The 20477-nt window shown below is 63.0% G+C and carries 16 protein-coding genes and 1 pseudogene; 6 read left to right on the top strand and 11 right to left on the bottom strand.

Features of this window, described 5'->3' with window-relative positions:
• Nucleotides 1-29: 29 nt before the first annotated feature.
• Nucleotides 30-881 carry a fumarylacetoacetate hydrolase family protein gene (locus tag MU551_RS09425; protein WP_247043004.1) on the top strand — a complete coding sequence of 284 codons (852 nt, stop codon included), beginning with the start codon at nt 30-32 and terminating at the stop codon, nt 879-881.
• Here MU551_RS09425 and MU551_RS09420 read toward each other — a convergent pair.
• From MU551_RS09420 to MU551_RS09400, 5 genes are read right to left on the bottom strand one after another with little or no spacing between them, the layout of a single operon-like run.
• Complete coding sequence (locus MU551_RS09420) at nt 868-2043, bottom strand: cysteine desulfurase family protein (RefSeq protein ID WP_247043002.1); 1176 nt, start codon at nt 2041-2043, stop codon at nt 868-870. The two genes, MU551_RS09425 and MU551_RS09420, sit on opposite strands and share 14 nt — an antisense overlap.
• Entirely contained in the window at nt 2040-3014 is a 975-nt protein-coding gene (gene nadC, locus MU551_RS09415) for a carboxylating nicotinate-nucleotide diphosphorylase (protein ID WP_247043000.1), read from the bottom strand. The genes MU551_RS09420 and nadC overlap by 4 nt, the downstream gene beginning before the upstream one ends.
• Nucleotides 3011-4717, bottom strand: a complete 1707-nt coding sequence (gene nadB, locus MU551_RS09410) for an L-aspartate oxidase (protein ID WP_247042998.1) — start codon at nt 4715-4717, stop codon at nt 3011-3013. Before nadB ends, nadC begins: the two co-directional genes overlap by 4 nt.
• Nucleotides 4714-6024, bottom strand: coding sequence for a quinolinate synthase NadA (nadA, locus tag MU551_RS09405; protein WP_247042996.1), 1311 nt, complete (start codon nt 6022-6024; stop codon nt 4714-4716). Before nadA ends, nadB begins: the two co-directional genes overlap by 4 nt.
• A complete protein-coding gene (locus MU551_RS09400; RefSeq protein ID WP_247042995.1) occupies nt 6011-6730 on the bottom strand; it encodes an NUDIX hydrolase in 720 nt (239 codons plus the stop codon). Before MU551_RS09400 ends, nadA begins: the two co-directional genes overlap by 14 nt.
• Before the next feature lie 272 nt (nt 6731-7002).
• On the opposite strand from MU551_RS09400, the gene MU551_RS09395 reads away from it, so the two are divergent.
• The 4 genes and pseudogenes from MU551_RS09395 (at nt 7003) to MU551_RS09385 (ending at nt 10225) form a co-directional block, all read left to right on the top strand.
• Nucleotides 7003-8424, top strand: a complete 1422-nt coding sequence (locus MU551_RS09395) for an amino acid permease (RefSeq protein WP_372489828.1) — start codon at nt 7003-7005, stop codon at nt 8422-8424.
• Nucleotides 8379-8678 (top strand): annotated as a pseudogene (locus MU551_RS23485) (biotin/lipoyl-containing protein). Before MU551_RS09395 ends, MU551_RS23485 begins: the two are co-directional and overlap by 46 nt.
• A gap of 4 nt (nt 8679-8682) precedes the next feature.
• On the top strand, nt 8683-9510 hold the full coding sequence (locus MU551_RS09390; RefSeq protein ID WP_247042993.1) for an alpha/beta fold hydrolase: 828 nt from the start codon (nt 8683-8685) through the stop codon (nt 9508-9510).
• A 10-nt stretch (nt 9511-9520) separates the two neighbouring features.
• Nucleotides 9521-10225, top strand: coding sequence for a phosphoribosyltransferase (locus tag MU551_RS09385; RefSeq protein WP_247042991.1), 705 nt, complete (start codon nt 9521-9523; stop codon nt 10223-10225).
• Here the strand turns inward: MU551_RS09385 and MU551_RS09380 are convergent.
• From MU551_RS09380 to MU551_RS09370, 3 genes are all read right to left on the bottom strand, one after another.
• A complete protein-coding gene (locus MU551_RS09380; RefSeq protein ID WP_247042989.1) occupies nt 10212-11543 on the bottom strand; it encodes an MFS transporter in 1332 nt (443 codons plus the stop codon). The genes MU551_RS09385 and MU551_RS09380 overlap by 14 nt on opposite strands.
• A gap of 105 nt (nt 11544-11648) precedes the next feature.
• Complete coding sequence (gene hpaB, locus MU551_RS09375) at nt 11649-13103, bottom strand: 4-hydroxyphenylacetate 3-monooxygenase, oxygenase component (protein WP_247042986.1); 1455 nt, start codon at nt 13101-13103, stop codon at nt 11649-11651.
• Nucleotides 13104-13153: 50 nt separating this feature from the next.
• Nucleotides 13154-13783: a flavin reductase family protein gene (locus MU551_RS09370; protein ID WP_247042984.1), complete on the bottom strand. Its 630-nt coding sequence runs from the start codon at nt 13781-13783 to the stop codon at nt 13154-13156.
• A gap of 158 nt (nt 13784-13941) precedes the next feature.
• Here MU551_RS09370 and MU551_RS09365 point away from each other — a divergent pair, with 158 nt between their 5' ends.
• The gene (locus MU551_RS09365) at nt 13942-14676 is read left to right on the top strand and encodes an IclR family transcriptional regulator (protein ID WP_247042982.1); all 735 of its coding nucleotides are present in this window, start codon (nt 13942-13944) and stop codon (nt 14674-14676) included.
• Nucleotides 14677-14695: 19 nt separating this feature from the next.
• Here MU551_RS09365 and MU551_RS09360 read toward each other — a convergent pair whose 3' ends face one another.
• The 3 genes from MU551_RS09360 to MU551_RS09350 all read right to left on the bottom strand — a co-directional run bounded on the left by MU551_RS09360 (nt 14696) and on the right by MU551_RS09350 (nt 20430).
• Nucleotides 14696-16111 carry an MFS transporter gene (locus MU551_RS09360; RefSeq protein WP_247042980.1) on the bottom strand — a complete coding sequence of 472 codons (1416 nt, stop codon included), beginning with the start codon at nt 16109-16111 and terminating at the stop codon, nt 14696-14698.
• A 111-nt stretch (nt 16112-16222) separates the two neighbouring features.
• Nucleotides 16223-19249 carry an AAA family ATPase gene (locus MU551_RS09355; protein WP_247042972.1) on the bottom strand — a complete coding sequence of 1009 codons (3027 nt, stop codon included), beginning with the start codon at nt 19247-19249 and terminating at the stop codon, nt 16223-16225.
• On the bottom strand, nt 19246-20430 hold the full coding sequence (locus MU551_RS09350) for an exonuclease SbcCD subunit D (protein WP_247042970.1): 1185 nt from the start codon (nt 20428-20430) through the stop codon (nt 19246-19248). The genes MU551_RS09355 and MU551_RS09350 overlap by 4 nt, the downstream gene beginning before the upstream one ends.
• Nucleotides 20431-20477: the final 47 nt, after the last annotated feature.

Below are 20477 nucleotides of genomic sequence, written 5' to 3'. Positions count from 1 at the left end.
TAGGGCCGAACGGAACATAGGATGTGGGGATGATTCCAGGTCCTGCCCGCCGCATTGCCCGTGTCCGTCCATTGGTCACGGAATCACCCAACACACCAACCGAACAGTACTTCGTGGCCAACGACTGCCCCGACTTCACCTCTGCTGGAGGGCGGCGATGGACCGTCATTGCCTCGCCCTATCCGGGGTCCCTGGCAAACGCGGAAAGCCCGGCACGCAGCGGCTGGACTGCAGGCCAGGAGGTCAGCGAGGATACGTTCCGTTTCCTGGCACCCAGCGTTCCCGCCAACGTTCTCGGGATGGCCCACAACACGGGCACGTCCGGCCGGGCCCTTCCACCTCAGGCGTTCCACAAGGCGGCCACAAGCGTCATCGGACCCGGCGACACCATTGAACTTCCGGACGGTGGAGGGCAGGTGGACCCCGAAGCCGAACTCACGGTCGTCGTCGGGCGCAAAGCGCGGAGACTGAACCTCCATAATGCACGCACTGCCGTACTGGGATACACGATCGGGAACGACGTAACCAGCCGGGAACACCAGCAGACGGATCAGCTGTGGATCAGTGCCAAGAGCCAGGACACCTTCACCCCCGTTGGACCGTGGCTGGTCACTGCCCTGGACGATACGTCCGTGTCCATGGGCATCACACACAACGGCAGGGAGCTTGAGTCCGGGAGCTCAGCTGATCTTGGGTGGAAGGTGGACGAGATCCTGGTGTACCTGACTTCTTTTATGACCCTGCATCCGGGTGATCTCGTCCTCACCGGGTTTCCGGCTACATCTGTGCCACTCGAACCGGGCGACACCGTCACGTGTCGCGTGGAGGGGATCGGCGAGCTCACCAATCCAGTAACTGTCCGGAGCGTTAGCGGCCGCTGAGCGAACGGACATTCCCTACGGCGGCGCCCACCGCGGCTGCTGCTTCCTCAAGTTCAGCGGCGTCCACCGTAGAGTCGAAACTGAACCGCACTGCTGTTTGGGCAACTTCTGCCTCAATCCCCACGGCCAGCAACACCGGCGAGGCGGCATCCGAACCAGCCGCGCAGGCAGAACCGCTTGAGCACACCACGCCTTGGCGCTCCAGTTCCAGCAGAACAGACTCTCCGCTGGTACCGGGGAAGCAGAATGATGCGATGGAGGGCAGGCGCTCCCCGGGGTGACCGGTCAGAATGGCACCCGGTACGAGGTCCAGGACGCTCCTGATGAATTGATCGCGGAGCCCTGCAACCCTGCCAGCCAATGGCTCTGCGGCCGAGCGTCCCTGTTCATCCACGCTCACCATCGTGAGCGCCTTTGCCAGAGCTACAGCTCCCGCTACGTTCTCCGTACCTGAGCGGCGGCCCCGCTCTTGGCCTCCCCCATGAACCAATGGCTCAATCCGGGTCCGGCTTCGGAGATAGAGTGCCCCATTGCCCTTGGGAGCACCAAGCTTGTGCCCGGAAATGCTGAGGGCATCCACGCCCAGCGCCTTGGTGTCCAGGGAAAGCCAGCCTGCAGCCTGCACGGCGTCGGTGTGGAACGGTATGCCGTGCAGGTGCGCAACGGCAGCCAAAGCAGCCACCGGCTGGATGGTCCCGATCTCGTTATTGGCATACATAACACTGACCAGAGCGGTATCAGGCCGCAGCACTTCTGCAAGCGCCTCCGGTGTCACCTGCCCGTACCGGTCCACGGGGACCACATCAACGGCGAACCCGTGGAAGCGCTCCAGGTACCTGGCTGATTCCTCTACTGCCGGATGCTCAATCGCGCTGATGACTACCCTGTTGTGGCGTGGATCGGCAGCTTGGCGGGCCAGTGAGATCCCTTTTACGGCCAGGTTGTCCGCTTCCGTACCTCCTGAGGTGAAGGTTACTTCGCCAGGCCGGCAGGCGAGAGCACGTGCCACAGTTGCCCTTGCGTCTGCGAGCGCGTTGGCGGCAGCTTCTCCCAGCGTATGGTGGCTGGAGGGATTGCCGAATTCACCGGTCAGGTAGGGCCACATGGCTTCGAGCACCTCCCGCCGGACCGGTGTTGTGGCGGCCGCGTCGAGGAAAATCATGACGGTTCAGCGGTCCCGGAGACATGGGCGGGGTTGAGACCGGGCGTAAGGTCCAGCTCCAGGTCCAACCCGAGATCCAAGGCGGCAACGGTGTGGGTGAGCCCTCCAATCGAGATGACGTCCACACCGGTCGCGGCGATGCCGGCCACCGTTTCAAGGGATACGTTGCCGCTCGCCTCGATCCGCGCACGCCCGTTCACCAGCGCCACTCCGGCTACCAGGTCCGTCAGGCTGAAGTTGTCCAGCATGATGGTGTCCACACGGGCCGCAAGCACAGGTTCGATCTGCTCCATGGTGTCCACTTCCACCTCAAAGTGGGTGGTGTGCCCCAGCCGGGCCTTGGCCTGCAGCAGGAGGTCCGTCAGTTTGCGGGAATCACCGCCGGTGATGACCGCCAGGTGGTTGTCTTTAGCCAGTACTGCGTCGGACAGGCTGAAGCGATGGTTGGCGCCGCCGCCACAGCGGACCGCATAACGCTCCAGGATGCGAAGCCCGGGGGTGGTTTTCCTCGTGTCCGTGATCCGTGCCTTGGTTCCGGCCACCAGATCCACAAACCCGGCTGTTTTGGTGGCAATCGCGCTCATCCGCTGGACCAGGTTCAACGCAACGCGTTCGGCGAGCAATACAGCCCTGGCGTTGCCTGTCACCCTGGCAAGGGACGTGCCGGCAGTGAATCGCTCCCCGTCGGCCACCAGGAGTTCGACGACGGCGTCCGGATCAGTGAGTTTCATCGCAGCGGCGAACACGGTTCCTCCACTGAGCACGCCGGAAACCCTGGCATTGAGCACAGCGGTGGCGCGGGCTTCTTCCGGGATGAGGGTCTGGGACGTGATGTCGCCGTAGGGTGCGTCCTCTTCCAGGGCGGCGCGCAGGACTTTCAGGACGGCGGCGTCCGGGAGGCTCCCCACGACGGCGCTGCCAGTAGCTGAAACGGCATCGCTTGGTGTGAAAACGTGGGCTGTGGACGTCATGAGCTGATCCTTTGCATCGGAAGACTGGTGGCTCCCTGACCACGCAAGTTCTCTGGGGTGTCAGAGCGGTAGTGCGCACCGACAGACTCTTTCCGTGACCGTGCTGCAGCAACGAGCAACTGTGCTGCCAGCAGCAGGTTCCGGTCTTCGTAATCACGTATGGCCAGCGCGGTAATCCGGGCCATGTCTGTTGCCCAGACCGACAACTGCCCTGCTGCCTCATCCAGCTCGGCACCGGTACGCAGGACGCCGGCCGCCCGGGTCATCAGACGGGACAAGGCACCGCGGCTGAAGTCCTCGGATTCGAAGCCGGGGAAACCCCCGGCAGCGTCATTCTCCGCGGGAGGCTCGGCATCAAAGCCGGCGTCGCTTGCTGCCAAGCCGGCGTCAGTTGCGTCAAGGCGGGCTACCGGTTCGGAAGCATCGAGATAGGCCTCGACTGCGCGCCTGCCAAAAACGAGACCTTCGAGCAGGGAATTGCTTGCCAGCCGGTTGGCGCCCTGGGCCCCCGTGCAGGCGACCTCGCCCGCAGCGTAGAGCCTTGGGATTGAGGTCCGGCCCCAGAGGTCTGTGGCCACGCCTCCCATCCAGTAATGGGCGGCCGGGGATACGGGCAGCACTTCCACCGTCCAGTCGTAACCGGCGGCACGGGTGGCAGCTGTCAGCGTCGGGAAACGACGCGCCAGGAATCCAGCTCCCTTGGAGGCTTCGATGCCGCGCGCATCCAGGTAGACCGGGCTGTCGGCCGGCGCGCCAGTCCTTGCCAGGTGGAGGGCAATGCTGCGGGAAACAACATCGCGGGGGGCGAGCTCGCCGTCGGGGTGGTAATCAGGCATAAACCGGTGACCGGCAGCATCCGTAAGGACTGCGCCTTCACCACGTACTGCCTCGGAGATAAGCAGCGGGGGCGGCCCGCCGGGCCGTTCCGTTGCCGCCAAGGTGGTGGGATGGAACTGGAAGAACTCCAGGTGCCGGACAGCTGCCCCCGCACGCCAGGCCAAGGCCAAACCGTCTGCGGTTGCCACCTCCGGGTTGCTGGTGCGGGCAAAGAGCCGGCCGGCGCCGCCGGTGGCCAGCAGAACGGCGTCGGCCTCGATGCTGGTGACCAGACCATTGTGGAGGTACTTCACCCCCGAAACGCTTCCGTTCGACGTCGACAGTTCAGTGACGAACGCGTCCGTCACCAACCGCAGCCTCCCGCTGACTGCCCGCTCGAGGACGGCGGCGATAAGTCCCCTGGCGATGCCCGCGCCGGTCGCGTCCCCACCGGCATGCAGGATCCGGGGTGCGGAGTGGGCCGCTTCCAGCCCCAGGGCAGGATGTCCGGCGTCATTGAGGTCGAAGTCCACCCCGAAACGCTTCAGCCCGGCGATATCACGGACGGCTTCGGTGCACAGCACGCGAACGGCTTCTGGGTTGTTCAGGCCCGCGCCGGCGGCGAGAGTATCGGCGATGTGTGCGGCAACGGAGTCACCGGGCGCTGCTTCTCCTGGCTCCAGCACTGCTGAAACTCCACCTTGCGCATAGAAGGTGTTGCTCTGTTCCAGAGTTCCCTTGGTCAGGAGCACCACGTCAGTCCCGCCGCCATGGGTCCGGGGCTCATCTGCCGCCAGCAGGGCCGCGTAGAGTCCGGCTATGCCGCTTCCGACGACGACGAGCGTACGCTCCTGCCGGGGCCCGCGCGTTGGCGCCTGCCCGTTCATGGACGTGCCGCCAGCATCCGTTCCAGGGCCAGGCGTGCCGGGCCGGCCACGGCGTCATCGACGGTGATCCGGTTAAGCACTTCGCCGTTCACCAGTCCCTCAAGGACCCAGGCGAGGTAGCCCGGGTGGATCCGGTACATTGTGGAACACGGGCAGATGACCGGGTCCAGGCAAAAGATGGTGTGCTGCGGGTACTCGGCAGCGAGCCTGTTCACCATGTTGATTTCGGTACCAATGGCAAAGACTGTTGGCTCAGTGGCCGCCGCGATGGCCTTCCTGATGAAGTCGGTGGATCCGGCCGAATCGGCGGCGTCAACGACCTCCATGGGGCATTCGGGGTGGACGATCACCTGTACTCCGGGGAAGTCGACCCGTGCTTTTTCGATCTGGCCGACGTTGAAGCGCTTGTGAACTGAGCAGAAGCCGTGCCAAAGGATCACCTGGGAGTCCTGCAGGGTGGTTTCGTCGTTGCCGCCGAGGTCCTTGCGGGGGTTCCACATGGGCATACGGTCCAGGGGTACCCCCATGGCCTTGGCAGTGTTACGGCCCAGGTGCTGGTCGGGGAAGAACAAAACGCGCTGGGCACGCTGGAATGCCCACTCGAGCACGGTGGCAGCATTGGAGGATGTGCAGACGATTCCGCCGTGGTCTCCGCAGAACCCTTTGAGGGCCGCGGAAGAATTCATGTAGGTCACGGGGATAACGGGAACACGGCCGTCGGCGTCGGGCTCGGTGCCGAAGACCTCCTCCAGCTGCTCCCAGCACTCCGTCACCGAATCAATATCTGCCATGTCGGCCATCGAACAACCGGCGGCGAGATTGGGCAGGATAACGGCCTGATCGGGTTTGGAGAGGATGTCGGCCGTTTCGGCCATGAAATGAACGCCGCAGAAGATGATGGCTTCGGCTTCAGGCTTGGTCAGGGCTGCATTGGCCAGCTGGAAGGAGTCACCCACGAAGTCGGCGTATTCGATGACTTCGTCCCGCTGGTAGAAGTGGCCCAGGATCACAGCCCGCTCCCCCAGCGTTGCTTTGGCAGCCCTGATCCTGGCATCCAGCTCTGCATCGCTGGCCAGTTTGTACTCTTCCGGCAGCTGCCCCTGCCTCGGAGTGGCAGGAGGAGCGACGTCGGCACTTGATGCACCGGGACCATAGGCGGGTGTGCCGGCGAGGGCCTCGGCGAGGTCGTAGTCCCAGGGGCCCTTGGCCAGCGCAGGGCTGCAAGTGGAGGCTTTCGCCGCCGCGAACGAACCTTTTTCGGCCTGTTCACGAGTGATGAGCTGGATGGTTGTGTTAACGCTGCTCATGATTGCTCCTGTTATCTGGGTCTAGGCCTGGGTGGCCGATAAAGCGGTAGAGGCGTGGGGGACGGTGTTTCCCGCCCTGGAGGTATTCACCGGTTTCCTGAATCTCAGGGGTGGATTTGAGTTGCCGACGGAAGTTCGCAGGATCAAGTTGCCTGTCCAGGACCGCCTCATAGACCTCCCGCACCTGCGCCAGCGTGAAGTATTCACCAAGAAGGTGATAGGCAATGGAACCGTAAGCCATCTTGTTCCGCAGCCGCCACAGCGCATAGTCCACGATGGCGTTGTGGTCAAAGGCCAGTTCCCCGAGGCGGTCGGCGCGGAACCACTTGACGTTTTCGGACTCATCGGCGAGGGCAGCCTCTGTGGGCTGGACCAGTGCCCAGTAAACGATGGACACCACCCTTTGAGTGGGCGAGCGGTGGAGGCCTCCGAAGGCGTACAGCTGTTCCAGGTATCTTGGGGCCAGTCCCGTGGTTTCCTGAAGGTTGCGCGAAGCTCCGTCCTGGAGGGATTCGGCATGGGAAAGGGGGCCACCGGGCAGCGCCCAGAGTCCTTTGAATGGCTCGCGGATGCGCCGCACCAGCGGAAGCCACAGAGTGGGTCGGCCCGACTGCTCGCTGGGACGAAGGGCGAAGATGACAGTGGAAATAGCCAGTGAAGGTGGCGCCGCCTGGCGTTCTGAGACATTGGCTGCACTCGTGTACATGATTCCCACCCCCTCCGCACCCTTGGGCTGGCCCGGATCAGCGCCCTGCCGAGCCGGACTTCAGTGAAACAGTTATAGTCACATTGACTAGAACTAATCGTAAGGGGTTGGCGCTTCAAAACAAAATGTTTCGGATTGCGCCAGGTCAGGCTCGCCCACGCAAACTGCAACCATGCTCTCCTACGAGCTGACGGGCGAGGAGAAGGAAAAGGGGTAAATTCGGTAGGTCCCATAAGGACCAGACTCCCATCGACCCCCAAGAAGGTTCGCCCATGACAACGAAGTCCACCGCCGAACGCTCTGCCACGGAACGCCCTGCCGTTGTACACCCTGATACTGAACGCCCTGCCGTTCAACTGGGCCATTCGCTCCGCCCGCGCCAGCTGGCAATGATGGGCCTCGGAAGTGCCATTGGCGCCGGTCTATTCCTCGGATCCGGCGCCGGCATACAGCTGGCCGGACCCGCTGTCCTGATCTCCTACCTCGTGGCAGGCACGCTGATCATTGTGGTGATGTGGGCCCTCGGAGAAATGGCCGCAGCACATCCCAACAGCGGCGCGTTCTCCGTCTATACCGAACATGCCATGGGCAAGACAGCGGGAGCTACCGTGGGGTGGCTCTGGTGGATCCAACTGGTGGTGGTCATAGCCGCGGAAGCGCTGGGGGCGGCGGCATTGCTGTTCCCGGTGTGGCCCGTCATCCCCGTGTGGGCCCTTGCTTTGGCCTTTATGGTGCTTTTTACCGCCATCAACCTGGCCGGAGTGAAGAATTTCGGCGAATTCGAATTTTGGTTCGCCATCCTCAAGGTGGCGGCAATCGTCCTGTTCCTGGCTATCGGCGGCGCGCTGTTTCTGGGCCTGCTGCCGGACGTGCCCTCCCCGGGCCTGGCCGTCATCAGCGCAGATTTCGCTCCCGAGGGCTTCGGCGGCGTGGCTGCGGCCCTCTTTGTGGTCATCTTCGCGTTTGGTGGAACCGAAATCGTCAGCGTGGCCGCGGCCGAGACCGAGGACCCCGCGGGCAGCGTTGGCGGCGCGATCCGGACAGTGGTGTGGCGCATCCTGGTCTTCTACATCGGCTCAGTTTTGGTGATCGCCGCCGTACTGCCCGTCGGCTCCCCCGGCCTGGATTCGCCGTTCGCGGGAGTGCTCGACGCCGCCCGCATCCCTGGTGCCGGTACAGCCATCACACTGGTGGCCGCCGTCGCCCTTCTCTCCGCACTCAACGCCAACCTCTACGGGGCATCACGCATGGCGTACTCGCTGTCGCAGCGTGGTGAGGCCCCCCGCTTTCTATCGAAGCTGACGCCAGCGGGGGTTCCGGTGCCGGCAGTTCTGGTCTCGGTGGCCTTCGGGTTCGCCGCCACGGTGCTGGAACTGCTCTTCCCGGAGCAGATCCTTCCGGCCCTCTTCCAGCTGGTCGGTTCGACGTGCCTCGTGGTGTGGGGTTCGGCACTGGTATCCCAGCTGATCCTCCGCCGGCGGGCAGAGCGGAACGGAACCGAACTGCCGTTGCGGATGAAGGGATACCCGGCCCTGACAATCTTCGGACTGGTGCTGTTGGGCCTCATTTTGGCAGTCGGCTTCTGGGCAGAAGCCAGTCGGGTTCAGCTGTTCAGCACCATGGTGCTGATTGCCGCCATCGCTGCTGCCTGCAGGATAGGTTCAAAAATCAGGCTGGCCCGCCAAACCAGCTGACGCCGCCGGACCAGGTTGAACGCAACCAGCCACTGGTCGAGGGAAAAACCAGCAAATCAGCGGTTGAACTTGCCCAGTCCGCAGGCGGGTAAAGTGGTGCGTATCCACGGCGGGCCAGGCGACAAGATCAACGTCGGCGAACCCCTGATCGTGTTTGAGGTGCCGGACATACGGCTGGCATCGTGGGCACGGTCCCGAAGGAAGAGGCACCGAAGCGCAGGGTTCGCCTGAGCGCCGTACTTGATGAGGACTGACACGATGAGCGGCAGGCACACCGGCGAACAGCATTCCCACACGGTTGAGGGCACCGACCCCCAGCTGTACGTTGCCCTACATGAACCGGAGGGCGACGCCGGCCTGCGGCCCATCCTGTTGCTCCATGGATTCTCCTCATCCAGCAAGTTGAACTGGGAGGACACCGGCTGGTTGCAGGCCCTCCTTGCAGCCGGACGCAAGGTCATCACAGTTGACCTTCCGGGTCATGGCCGCAGCGGAGCGCCCGACGATCTGGACTCATACACCCCCAGCCGGATCCGTGCGGATCTCCTCCAGATAGCGTTCGACGCCGGCGTCCGGCCCGTGCAGAACGGTGACCCTTCCAGCGGAGTGGATTTGATCGGCTACTCCCTCGGCTCGCGTCTGGCATGGGAGTTCGGTGCCACCCAGCCGGAGATCGTCCATCGGGTGGTCATGGGCGGCCCCAACACAGCAGATCCCCTCGCGGCTTTCGATCTCATGGCTGCGCAGAACTACCTGGCCGACGGGACGCCCATCGCCGACGAATCCACCGCCCAGCTGCTGAAGATGGCGCTGGTGCTTCCCAGCAACAACATTTTTGCGCTGCTCTCGTTGGTTCAGGCCATCAAGGCCGAGCCTTTCGATCCGGCCGAGGCGGTCCCCCACGTGCCAATCCTCCTTGTGGCGGGCGAGAACGATGAACGCGCCGCAACGATGCCTGATCTTGCCGCCATCGGTTCAAAATCCGGAGCGTTGGTCGAGCAGCTGGTGATTCCCGGACGAAACCACACCAGCGCTCTCACAAGCCGCGTCTTCAAGCAGGCGGCCATCGACTTCCTCTCCGTCTGAGGCGCCCCTGATGAACACGCGCTATGAGGATCGCGAGGAAGCAGGGAGGCGGCTGGCAGCTGCACTCCCGCAATTCCGTGAACGCCCTGACACCGTGGTTCTCGGCCTGGCCCGCGGCGGCGTGCCGGTGGCCGCAGCCTTGGCTGCCGCGCTGTATTTGCCATTAGGGGTCCTGCTCGTGCGAAAACTGGGAATTCCGGGCCATGACGAAACGGCCTATGGCGCCCTTGCCCTTGCCCCGGCAGCCGCCGACGAATCTGATGCCGGCCAACCGGCAGCCGAGGGCAGGGTGGTACGGATCATCAACCGGCCTCTCCTGGCCCAGATTCTGGAGCACGGTGTCCGGCAGGAGTGGCTGAACCAGGTTGAAGACCGCGAGCGCGCAGAACTTTTGCGCCGTGCTCGGAGCTACCCTGGCCTGAACCTGGACCTGAGGGGGAAAACAGTTATCCTCGCCGACGACGGGTTGGCCACTGGCGCAACCATGCGGGCCGCAGTAGAGGCTGTCCGCGGTTCCGGAGCCTCAACCGTGGTGGTTGCGGTGCCCGTGGCGTCGGTCGAAGCGCAGGCCTCCCTTGAGCGGGTCAGCGACTTCGTCCTCTGCCTCCACTTGCCAGGCAAGTTCCGGGCAGTGGGCGCCTTCTACCACCACTTCGAGCAGCTCAAGGACGAGGACGCCATAGGCCTGCTTCAGCAAGGACTCAGTGCCGGCTGATTCCGAGCAGGTTTCCTTTGGTCTCCTTTGCCAGGATCACGCCAATGGACGAAATGACGCAGAGAATCATGATGTAGATACCGATAGATCCTGTCCACCTGGTGGTCAGAAGCAGCCACTCCGCGATGCTTGAGGCGAACGCGCCACCGAGGATCGCTCCGAACGCGTAGCCGATCGATATACCGGAATACCGCACATTGGCCGGGAACATCTCGGCGTACATGGCTGACATGGGGCCGTAGGAGAGACCGAGTCCGATTGTCAGGACGAAGATTGCCACCCCGTACAGCAGGATGTCCTTGGTATCAATAAGGGCGAACATCGGGATCATCCACGCGAAGATGATGGCGTAGCCTGTCAGGAATGTTTTGACGCGGCCGATCCGGTCTGACAGCCAGCCCCCGGCGAGCGTGAAGATGAGCCAGCCAAACGATGCCAGGGTGGTGGCGAGGAGGACCGGCGGTGCTGGCATCTGGAGTGCGCGGGTGGCATAGGAAATGAAGAACGCAATCAACAGGTAGCCCGCCGCATTGTTGGCGATGAAGATCATCGTCGTGTAGACCACCGGCGTCTTGTGTTTGCGCAGGAGCTCGCCCAAGGGTGCCCTGCTCTCGGCTTTGCGTGCGGCCATCTCCTGGAAAACAGGACTTTCCGCAACAGCCCGTCGGATCAGGTAACCAACCACGATCAGCACGATGGACAACAGGAACGGAACACGCCAGCCCCAGGCCGCGAAGTCATCCCGGGACATGCTGCTGTTGAGGAAGAACAGCAGGCCGGTGGCCAGGATCATTCCGATGGGGACACCGATTTGAGGATAAGCACCGAAGATACCCCGCTTGCTCATGGGTGCGTGTTCCACCGCCATCAGGGCCGCTCCGCCCCATTCGCCGCCGGCCGAGAAACCCTGCAGGATCCGGAGGATAATGAGCAGGATCGGAGCCAGGACACCGATCTGGCTGTACGTAGGCAGTATGCCGATCAAGGCTGTGGCGGCGCCCATCATCACGAGCGTGAACACCAGCATTGCCTTGCGTCCCAGCTTGTCTCCCAAGTGCCCGGCAATAACGGCCCCGAGCGGACGGAAGAGGAAGCTGATCCCGATCAGGGCAAAGGAGAGAATCTGCGCCAGGCCTGGATTGGCCTGTTGCAGCGGGGTGAGAAACAAGGGTGATAACAGGGTGCCTGTCAGCTGGGCAAAGATGAAGAAGTCGTACCACTCGATGGTGGTGCCGACCAGCGTCCCGGCGAGGACTTTACGTTCCTCATGTTTGCTGCTGGGGCCCGTCTCTGAATCGACGGAGGAAGTTGCGGTCATTGGAACTCCATGGCTGGGGGCACTGCTAGTACCGGCGGACACGTTTTACTGATCGAACGGTCAGTTAGTTAGTAGGATACCTTGTTTCTGTGATCAAGCCCACAGTCAGTCTTCCCTGTGCAGGAACTCGCGGATCCGTTCACGGACCGGTCCACGGTCGTAGCTGTTGACCAAAGCGCCGGCCATACGCACGGGATCACCAAAGAAGAAGTACTCGTACAGGGATTGCCTGCCGGAGAATCCTGATATCGACGCGTCGAAGGCCAGCTTGAAAAGACGCACGCGTTCCGGCCCGGTAAGGGTCTTCCCCTGGAGGTACATCTCAATGTCAGCCCTGGCGCCGCTGTTGACATCCGCTTCACCGGGAAGTGCCATGAGGCCCGAGGCGGAGAACTTGCGGATGATCTGCGGGAAACGCTGGGCGACTTTCGGGTACCAGTTCCGGGCTGCGTTCAGGGTGCTCCATTTGGGCAGCATCACGCCTTCATCATTGAGCTCTGCATCCACTTCAGACGCCCGAATCAGAGCCTTACCGATCTCGACGTCGATAATCAGCTCCGCAATGTCTTCCTGGATGTGTTGGAACCCGTCGATGCCGATGGAATCGGCGAGCTCGGATGCCAGGCCGAGGAAGAACTCACTCTTGGCGATAGTCCTGGTGACCACCTGATGGGTCATCAGGGCACCTGCGCCGGTTTCCGAGTAGAAGGCGTTACAAAGCTGGGGGTTCCCCAACATGAAGATCCGGTCGCTCGGAACGAAGACGTCATCGAACACCGCCACCGCATCCATCTCCTCATAACGGGAAGCCAGGGGTTCATCGTGGGTGCTGCCGCCGTGGTAGAGGGACGTTCGGCAAAGGTAACGCAAGCCGGGGGTGTCATTCGGGATGGCGAAGGCGTAGGAGTAAGGGGCATCTTCCGGCGTATTGCGCAGGACGGTCGACGGGAAAACAAGGAGCTCATCAGCGATCGGCGCTATGGTTGCAAGCATCCGTGCACCTTTGATGACGATGCCGTCTTCGCGCTCCTCCACAATGCGGGCGGACAACTGGCCACCCAGCTGCTCCGAGCCTGAGACGGACCGGTTTACCTGCGGCGGGATCAATGTGTGCGTGGCCAGGGTGTCATTCTCCCGTGCCCACTCGTAGTAGTTCCTGATGTTCTCGGCGAACTTGGGATCCGCCTGGGAGAACCACTTCCGGGCAGTGGCCAACGCGGTCAAGGACGAATTCATATAGTCCCCGGACCTCCCCAGAAACCCGTTGGAGTATTCGGCCCAGGTTGAGATCGCCTTTCGCCGCTGTTGCAGATCCTCAAGCGTTTTCGGCACCAGGAATGAGGCGTTCACGGGATCACCCGACGTGGGAGAGGTGTAGGTCAGCGCTTCCTGGTATTGGGGGTCATGCTGCATATCGAAGAGCTTCGCGTAGGACCGGGCGACGTTGTGGAACGCGGGGTGCTCGGCGACTTTGTCACTGACAACGTCGCCATCGATCACCACGTGGGGATTCATGGCATTGAGCTTGTCCAGGTACTGCTGTCCGGTGCGGATACCCATGATCTTTCTCCAGTCATCTTGTTACCGTGCGGAATACGTTGCGTGCTTCTTCAGAGGAGTTCTTCCATCCCCAACTGGCTCTCGGGGATGGTGGTGAAGTTGCTGTTGGCGAACGCCAGGGCGTCCCCGTTTCGGTAGTTGAAATCAACCACCTGGCCGACGTACAGGGTGTGATCGCCGCCGTCGTACGCCGCCCAAGGCGTGCATTCGAAGTAGGCGAGCACGTTGGAAAGCCGCGGCGCCGTGCTTCCTTCGACCCAGACCGGCTCCCGGCCTGGGCGTCCCGCAAAGTGCAGGGCCAGCTCGCGCTGTTCGGCTCCCAGGATGTTCACCGTAAATGGCCGCTGGGCAAGTTCGTCGTGAGCCTTGGTGCTGCGGGCAATACTCACCAGTACCAGCGGGGGGTTCATTGAAACGGATGTGAACGAGTTAACGGTGATCCCATGCCGTTTGGTAACGCCGTCGAAGGTCACGATGGCCACTCCCGTAGCGAACCGGCCCAGGCTTCCGCGAAAGTGGTGGTTGCCGGGCGCTCCCCGGCCCTCAGCGGTGTTCCCCGGGTCCGCCCCGTCCGCGAGCTCTGCCTCTTGCGGAAGCTCTGCCTCTTGCGGAAGCTCTGCCTCTTGCGGAAGATCTGCTTTTTGAGGAAGCTCAGCCTTTTCAGGCGGGTTGGCAATCATCGGTGATTCCTCTTTGGTGCCTCGGGACTTTTTCTGTAGTTCGCCGCCACTTTGTTCTATAGTTGAACTTACAGTTCCCAAAAAGAACGCTACCGGAATGTGCGCTTGGGCACAAGAGGTTCCGCAGCACGCCCTTGCAGCCACTTAGGATGGACCACATGAACTCGCTTGCCGCCAAGAGCCCGCTGGATCCCGTTCCTCAGGCGTCCCCATCGCAAACCCTGTCCAGAGGCATCAGGGCTCTGGAGATTCTCGCGGAGGCGGACAGGCCCCTGACTATTGCCGAGCTCTCGGCCGCCCTGGGAGTGCACCGTTCAGTTGCTTACCGGATTTTGCGGACGCTGGAGGATCACTCGCTGCTGGTGCGCGACGACGGCGGGCGGGTGCAGCCAGGCCCAGGCCTGGCCGCATTGGCCAGGGGTGTATCACGCGATCTGCAGACCGCGGCCCTGCCGGAGCTGACCCTGTTGGCCAATTCCCTGACTATGACTGCATTCGTGACGGTCTGGGACCACCAGGACTGCATCACCCTCGTGACCGTTGAACCCCGTCACTCCGGCGCTGCCGTGGCGCAACACCCCGGCTCACGTCATCCGATCAATGCCGGTGCGCCCGGAATTGCCATCCAGTCAACTTTTGAGGAGCAGGACTGGAAGGCCCTGGCTCCCGGCGTTGCCTACCGTCGAGAGGCTGCGGAAGCAAAGCAGCGCGGCTATGCGGCAAGCCACGACGAGGTCATCGCTGGCGTCTCCTCGCTTGCTGTTCCCGTGCGGGTCCCCGGCCGCCGTCCGGCCGCCATTGCCGTTGTCTACATCAGGTCATCCCAGGACCCCGCCGAGGTGGCTGCGGCGCTGAAAGCGAGCGCCGAACGGATTGAGAGCCAATTGGCCTAGCTCCTCCTCAGGGCTGCTCTTACGCGGCGGTGCCCGCCCGCTTCCGTTGAGCGGCATTGAGCACGACGGCGGCGGCGGTCCCCAAAAGGAACAGCGCGGCAGCAGCGCAAACCGGGACGAGGAACGCCGTGGAATAGCCGTTGTTCTGGGCAAGATGCCCGGCCATGGATGATCCCAGGGCGGTGCCGGCGACAATCCCGCTGGCGAGTGCTGTCATGACCGTGCCCAGCTTGCCAGCCGGAGCCACCATGCCGCCGATGCCGAAGACTGTGACCATGAGTGGGCCAACCGGCAATCCCAGGATCAGCAGCACCACGATCATGGGCAGGGCTGTGGACGGCACCAAAAGCAGCAGGGCAAAGCCCGTCATCAGCCCGGCGCTGACCATCCAGCGCATGACCAGGCTGATGCGCCGCGACCAGTAGGCGACGGACAGGGCGGCTGCCGCTGAGCTCAGCCCCATCACTGCATAGAGCAAACCAGCGATCTCCGACGTGGCAAAACTTGCCGAAAATGAGCTCAAGGCTGTTTGGGTGGATCCGAAGAACGTCCCCATGCAAACCATGGCGGCCACGGGCAAAGCCACCGACGCAACAGACCTGAGCCGGGTTGCTCCGTTCTTGACGGACTGCTTCGCACGCTGGGGCTCATCGCGGACGGGCTTGTCCTGGGCACGCTTCCCTTGGACATGCTCGTCGGGGACAGGCGGCTTTATCCTCCTCGGTACCGCGAGATGGGTGCGGTGTACGGCAAAGGCCGGAACCAGGGTAATGGTCAGGGCAGCGGCCAGGGCGAGGGGAAGCCAGGGCGCCACGAGGCTGGCAAGCACACCCACCAACGCCGGTCCCAGGACGAAGGTCAGTTCGTCGGCCGTGCTCTCGTAGGAGAGGGCGGTGTCGAGGTCCTTCGCGTTGTTGACGGTACTGCCGCGCGATGTAAGCGCCATCCAGCGGACCCTCGCCAGCGGCCCAACCTGCGGGCAGCTGGCTCCCGCCAGAAAGGCTGCAGCCAAAACCGGCAGGCCCTGATCCAAGGATCCGGTGCCAGACGCCAGATACGCAGTCAGGATCAGTCCCAGGACGGCGGCACTGTTGATCAGGGAGGCAGCCAGCAGGACGGCTCGTTGGCCGTGCCTGTCGGCCAACCCGCCGAGTACCGGGGCGCCAAGGGCCGAACCGATACCGACCGCACCGGCAGCAGTCCCGCCGATGGCGTATGAGTCGCTGACCGAGGTTACCAAGGTCAGGGCACCGACAGTCAGCATGGCCAGAGGGAGCCTGGCGAACAGTCCAAGTGGAATGAAGCTTTTGCCTGCCAGGAGAGGCAACCGGGCGAACCTGCCGCGCTCGGTGGCCTCGTTCTTCAGCTCCTGACTCAGGTGATCCTGGTCTTGGGAAGGCTGCGGAGACTGCGAAAGAGATGTGGAAGTTGTCATAGATCCGGGCTCGTTCAATAGTGCGCATCGTCCCTCCGCCCGATGCGCGCAACCCGGTAACCCGTCTAGTGTAGCCGAGTCAAGGAAGCTTCATAGAATGGCCGGCCGGACCTACGATGCCTCGACGGCGTCAGCGATGTGCAGGCTGGAGCCATTCCTGCCTTTGACAACCTGAAGCTGCATGTTGATCCGCTGCTTCATTTCGGCAACGTGGCTTACCAGCCCTACCACCCGGCCGCCATCTCGCAGCCCTTCGAGGACATCCATAACCTGTTCCAGCGCCTCATCGTCGAGGCTGCCGAAACCTTCGTCCACGAACAGGGTTTCGATGTCGATCCCTCCTGCTTCCTGCTGCACGACGTCAGCCAGTCCCAAGGCGAGAGCAAGTGACGCCATAAAGGACTCGCCGCCGGACAGGGTGGCGGTGTCCCGTCTCTGGCCGGTCCATTCGTCCACCACTTCCAGCCCCAGACCCGACTTCGCGCCCTTTGCAGCCTTCGCGTCGGTATGTTGGAGGGTGTAACGCCCGTCGCTCATACCCACGAGCCGTTCGGAGGCTGCAATTGCCACCTGCTCCAAGCGCGCTGCCAGCACGTAACTGTGAAGGCTCATCCGGTAGTTGTTGTCGCCGCCACCTCGGGCCGCTTCTGCCAGGGCAGTCAGGAGTTCTGCACGTTCACGGGGTTTTCGCGAGTCCTCAAGCAATTCCCCATACTCCGCGTGGATACTGCGCAGCGTCCGGACCGACTTCCAGGCCATGGCGGCAGCGAGGGCGGTGTCACGCGCCGCTTGTTCTGCGGCAAGGAATTCCGCACGGAGCTGCTCAAGCTCCTCGTTGCTCACAGACCGCTCCCCTGCCGCTTCGCTCGCGGCAAGAATCAAGTCTTCGCCGGCAAACAGCTCCTCGACCTTGGCCACTTCATCCTGGCCGGTCCGGATACAGGCTTCGATGGACTGTGCATCCGGAGCAGGCAACAGGACTCCGCGTGCTTCCTCCACCGAGGCGAAGCCAGCCGCTGGCAGGTCATTCTGAAGCTGCCTGGTCACCTCCGTTACCCGGGCGGCCGCCCTCTCCGCCTCAGTCTCAGCCGCCTTCGCCGCTTCCAGCAGAGCGACGGTTTCGCGGACCGCATGGATTCGGTGGTTGATGCTGGGATAGCCGCCCCGAAGATGCGCAAGGGCCGCCTCGAGGGATTCTGTTTGCTCCTTGACCTCAGCCAGCGCGGAAGTGGTTTCGGCGATGGAGGCCAGCGCGGCGGCTTGAGCCTCTTCTGCTGCCGAGATGCTGAGCGCCAGCTCCTCTTGCCGGTCCCGGTCGCGGTCCAGCTCGGCGGCTGCGCGAACTGACAGCGCGGCACGCTCCTGCGCAGCCAAGGCATCCTGTTCGGCGATGGCGGGATCCGTATCACCGCCCTGAGCGGCCAGTACGGCCATTTCCTGTTCGGCGAGAGACAGTTGGCGCTCGACGGCCTGCACCGCCTTCTCTGCGGCGTCCGCTTTCTTTTGGGCTGACTGTTCGGTGGCTGCTACCTCCAAGGCTGTCTGACCTGAAGTTGCCGGCGAGGGGTGCTCGGCGCTTCCGCATACGGGGCACGGTTGGTCCTGGGCGAGATGGTCGGCCAGCTCTGCAGCTGCATTGGCCAACCGCGCTTCACGCAGGTCCAACCACTCCTGGCGGAGTTCCTGATGTAGATCCCTGGCTTCGCGGCGACGTTCAGCGATCCTGGCGACTGATACGACGGCTGCGTTGTAACGACCGACAATTTCTACCAGTTCTTCGGCCGCGGCCGCTTCTTTGGTCCGGAGCCGAACTTCTCCGGCGAGCTCCTCGAGGCTTCGCATCCCAGCCGCCAGTGAAGCGTGTTCTGACCGGAGCTTGCTCAGGGACGCAGCGTTCGCCTTGCTTTCAGCGTCAAGATCCAGACGTAGCCGGCTCAGCTCGGTCCTCCGTTGGAGGAGCCTTGCGCACCGGTCCTCATCCGCCAGCCGTTCGCTCAGGACAGCAGAGAATGAACGCAACCGTTCCAAGGATTTGGCGACGTTGCTTCCAGACGGGTCCTGATGGTTTTCAGCAGGGTCCCAGCCTTCCAGCTGGCCGTTGCTGAGGCTTGCCATGGCGACACGGAACGATGCTCCTGCCGCCTCTTCCTGCCGTTCAGCTGCGTTGACCGCATCCAGCTGGCCACGCAGCATTTCGGCCTTGCGGTGCAGCCCCAGTTTCACGCGGGCGGCTTCCAGGGCAGGGGCAGCCAGCCGGACTTCGGATCGGCGCCTTTGGGCTGCCTCAAGCTTCTTCCGTCGGGTATTTTTCGCGATGCCTGCTTCAAGGCTGCCTGCCCGGTCAATGCGCAGAACTTCCGTGGTTTCCGCCGTTTCTTGAAGCGCAGTGGCTGCCGCTTCAGCTGTTGTGCCCAGCCACGACAGTACGTCTGTGCCTTCCGGTACAGCGGACACATCAAGCTTCAGTAATTCTGCCTCGGCTTCTGCCCGGCCCAGGAGCATCCCCAGCTGGCCAGTCAGGGCTTCTACCTTGAGGCGGGCAGCTGCTCCCTGGCGCGCCAGCTCCTGCTCCACCGCTTCGAAGCGCTGTGTTCCGAACAGTTTTTGGAGGAGCTCGAGCCGGTCTTTGGCGTTGGACCGGAGGAAAGCGGCAAAATCACCTTGCGGCAGCATGACCACCCTCGTGAATTGCTCGCGACCCATCCCCAGAATTTCGGCAATTTCCGCACCGGCTTCATCATTCCGGCCGGACTTTTCGATCCAGCAGCCGTCGACGCGTTCGCGGAGGAGGGTCTTGGCTTGCTGGCCTGTGAACCCGCTCTTTCCGCGCGCGCTGGGCTTGTCCCAACCAGGCGATCTGGAGACTTCAAAGTACCTGCCACGTGCCGAGAACTCGCACGTCACCCGTGGCTCGGCTGAAGGCTCGGCATGATCGCTGCGCAGACGTTTTCCGTCCTGCCTGGCACCGGGCACAGCCCCGTAGAGCGCGAAGCAAATGGCATCCAGAACGCTGGTTTTTCCTGCACCGGTGGCACCGTTGAGGAGGAACAGCCCGTGGGCGCCGAGCCTGTCAAAATCTATCTGCTCTGTTCCGGCGTAAGGGCCGAACGCTGAAATCTCGAGTCTGTGAATCCTCATCGCGAGGCCTCTTCCAGCCGAATGTTGTCCAGGACATCGACCAGGGCGGCGCGCTCGGAATCGTCCGCACTGCGTCCGCGGACGTGCTCCAAAAAGCCGCAGCAGATGGAGAGATCATCCTCGGCTTCCGAAAGCCTGCTGCTGTAGCTGGTCTTTCCTTTGGCTTCGGCTCCCTCCGGATCGAAACCCAGGACGAGGGTATCCGGGAAACGCGTGCGCAGCTTTTCCATGGCCTGGGCAGGACGTTGGGGATCAGTCAGCGTGATCTGGCAAAACGCCGTCTCAGCCCACGTGTACTCCTCGGAGTCCAGGAGCGATTCGATCCTGCCACGGAGGACTGCGAGGGTGCGTGGTGCCTCCCAAAGTACTTCCGTCACCGCCGCTACTCCCCTGGCGTCGACATCGATGAGCCAGCCGCCCTTACGGTGTGCAGCCTCGGAGAACGAGTATGCCAAAGGGGATCCCGAATAGCGCACTGCCTGCGAGAGCGTTTGCCTGCCGTGCAGGTGTCCCAAGGCCGTGTAGCTGAACCCGTCGAAGAGGTCCAAGGGGACGGCTCCGACGCCGCCGATGGACAAGTCACGTTCGCTGTCCGAGCTGATCCCGCCGCTCGCAAACGTATGCGCCAGAACAATGCTGTGAACTGTTCCTTCTTCTGCCAGTTGTGCAACGTTCGCCCGGATCAGTTCAGTAGCGGCCCGTGTGACCTCGAAGTGGCTTGGCGTGCCGGCTCCGAGTTGTTCCGCCACGAGCCGGGGCTCCAGCCATGGAATCCCATAGACGGCCAGCAAGGGTCCACGCCGCTCTCCTTGTCCGCCATCGCCAAGCGGAAAAAGGATCGGCTGGTCGAGCTCGGAAACCCGGGTGCGCAGGTGCACGCCACCACGCTCAAGGAGCCGGGAGGCAAATCCCAACCTTATGGCGGAGTCGTGGTTCCCGCTGGTCAACACCACCTTTGCCCCGGCTCCGGTCAGCCTGACCAAAGCATCGTCCAAGAGCCCCACCACATCCACTCCAGGCAAAGCCCGATCGTAGACGTCGCCGGCGATCAGGACCACGTCCACGGACTCATCCCGGACAACAGCCACGAGCTGGTCGATGAACGACCGCTGGGCTTCGAGCATGCCAACGCCGTGGAAAGAACGGCCTAGATGCCAGTCCGAGGTGTGCAGTAAACGCATGTCATTAACGTATCGGCTGGGTGCGACAGTTTCGGACAGGCCCGCCC

This window comes from Arthrobacter rhizosphaerae (assembly GCF_023062595.1).
Classification (GTDB): Bacteria; Actinomycetota; Actinomycetes; order Actinomycetales; family Micrococcaceae; genus Arthrobacter; species Arthrobacter rhizosphaerae.
Note: the sequence above shows the minus strand (reverse complement) of the source record. Positions and strands in the feature narration are given on the sequence as shown.

Excerpts from the sequence above, each read along its gene's own strand:
- MU551_RS09425 (WP_247043004.1), top strand. The coding sequence starts at position 30 with ATGATTCCAGGTCCTGCCCGCCGCATTGCCCGTGTCCGTCCATTGGTC.
- MU551_RS09420 (WP_247043002.1), bottom strand. The coding sequence starts at position 2,043 with ATGATTTTCCTCGACGCGGCCGCCACAACACCGGTCCGGCGGGAGGTG.
- nadC (WP_247043000.1), bottom strand. The coding sequence starts at position 3,014 with ATGACGTCCACAGCCCACGTTTTCACACCAAGCGATGCCGTTTCAGCT.
- nadB (WP_247042998.1), bottom strand. The coding sequence starts at position 4,717 with ATGAACGGGCAGGCGCCAACGCGCGGGCCCCGGCAGGAGCGTACGCTC.
- nadA (WP_247042996.1), bottom strand. The coding sequence starts at position 6,024 with ATGAGCAGCGTTAACACAACCATCCAGCTCATCACTCGTGAACAGGCC.
- MU551_RS09400 (WP_247042995.1), bottom strand. The coding sequence starts at position 6,730 with ATGTACACGAGTGCAGCCAATGTCTCAGAACGCCAGGCGGCGCCACCT.
- MU551_RS09395 (WP_372489828.1), top strand. The coding sequence starts at position 7,003 with ATGACAACGAAGTCCACCGCCGAACGCTCTGCCACGGAACGCCCTGCC.
- MU551_RS09390 (WP_247042993.1), top strand. The coding sequence starts at position 8,683 with ATGAGCGGCAGGCACACCGGCGAACAGCATTCCCACACGGTTGAGGGC.
- MU551_RS09385 (WP_247042991.1), top strand. The coding sequence starts at position 9,521 with ATGAACACGCGCTATGAGGATCGCGAGGAAGCAGGGAGGCGGCTGGCA.
- MU551_RS09380 (WP_247042989.1), bottom strand. The coding sequence starts at position 11,543 with ATGACCGCAACTTCCTCCGTCGATTCAGAGACGGGCCCCAGCAGCAAA.
- hpaB (WP_247042986.1), bottom strand. The coding sequence starts at position 13,103 with ATGGGTATCCGCACCGGACAGCAGTACCTGGACAAGCTCAATGCCATG.
- MU551_RS09370 (WP_247042984.1), bottom strand. The coding sequence starts at position 13,783 with ATGATTGCCAACCCGCCTGAAAAGGCTGAGCTTCCTCAAAAAGCAGAT.
- MU551_RS09365 (WP_247042982.1), top strand. The coding sequence starts at position 13,942 with ATGAACTCGCTTGCCGCCAAGAGCCCGCTGGATCCCGTTCCTCAGGCG.
- MU551_RS09360 (WP_247042980.1), bottom strand. The coding sequence starts at position 16,111 with ATGACAACTTCCACATCTCTTTCGCAGTCTCCGCAGCCTTCCCAAGAC.
- MU551_RS09355 (WP_247042972.1), bottom strand. The coding sequence starts at position 19,249 with ATGAGGATTCACAGACTCGAGATTTCAGCGTTCGGCCCTTACGCCGGA.
- MU551_RS09350 (WP_247042970.1), bottom strand. The coding sequence starts at position 20,430 with ATGCGTTTACTGCACACCTCGGACTGGCATCTAGGCCGTTCTTTCCAC.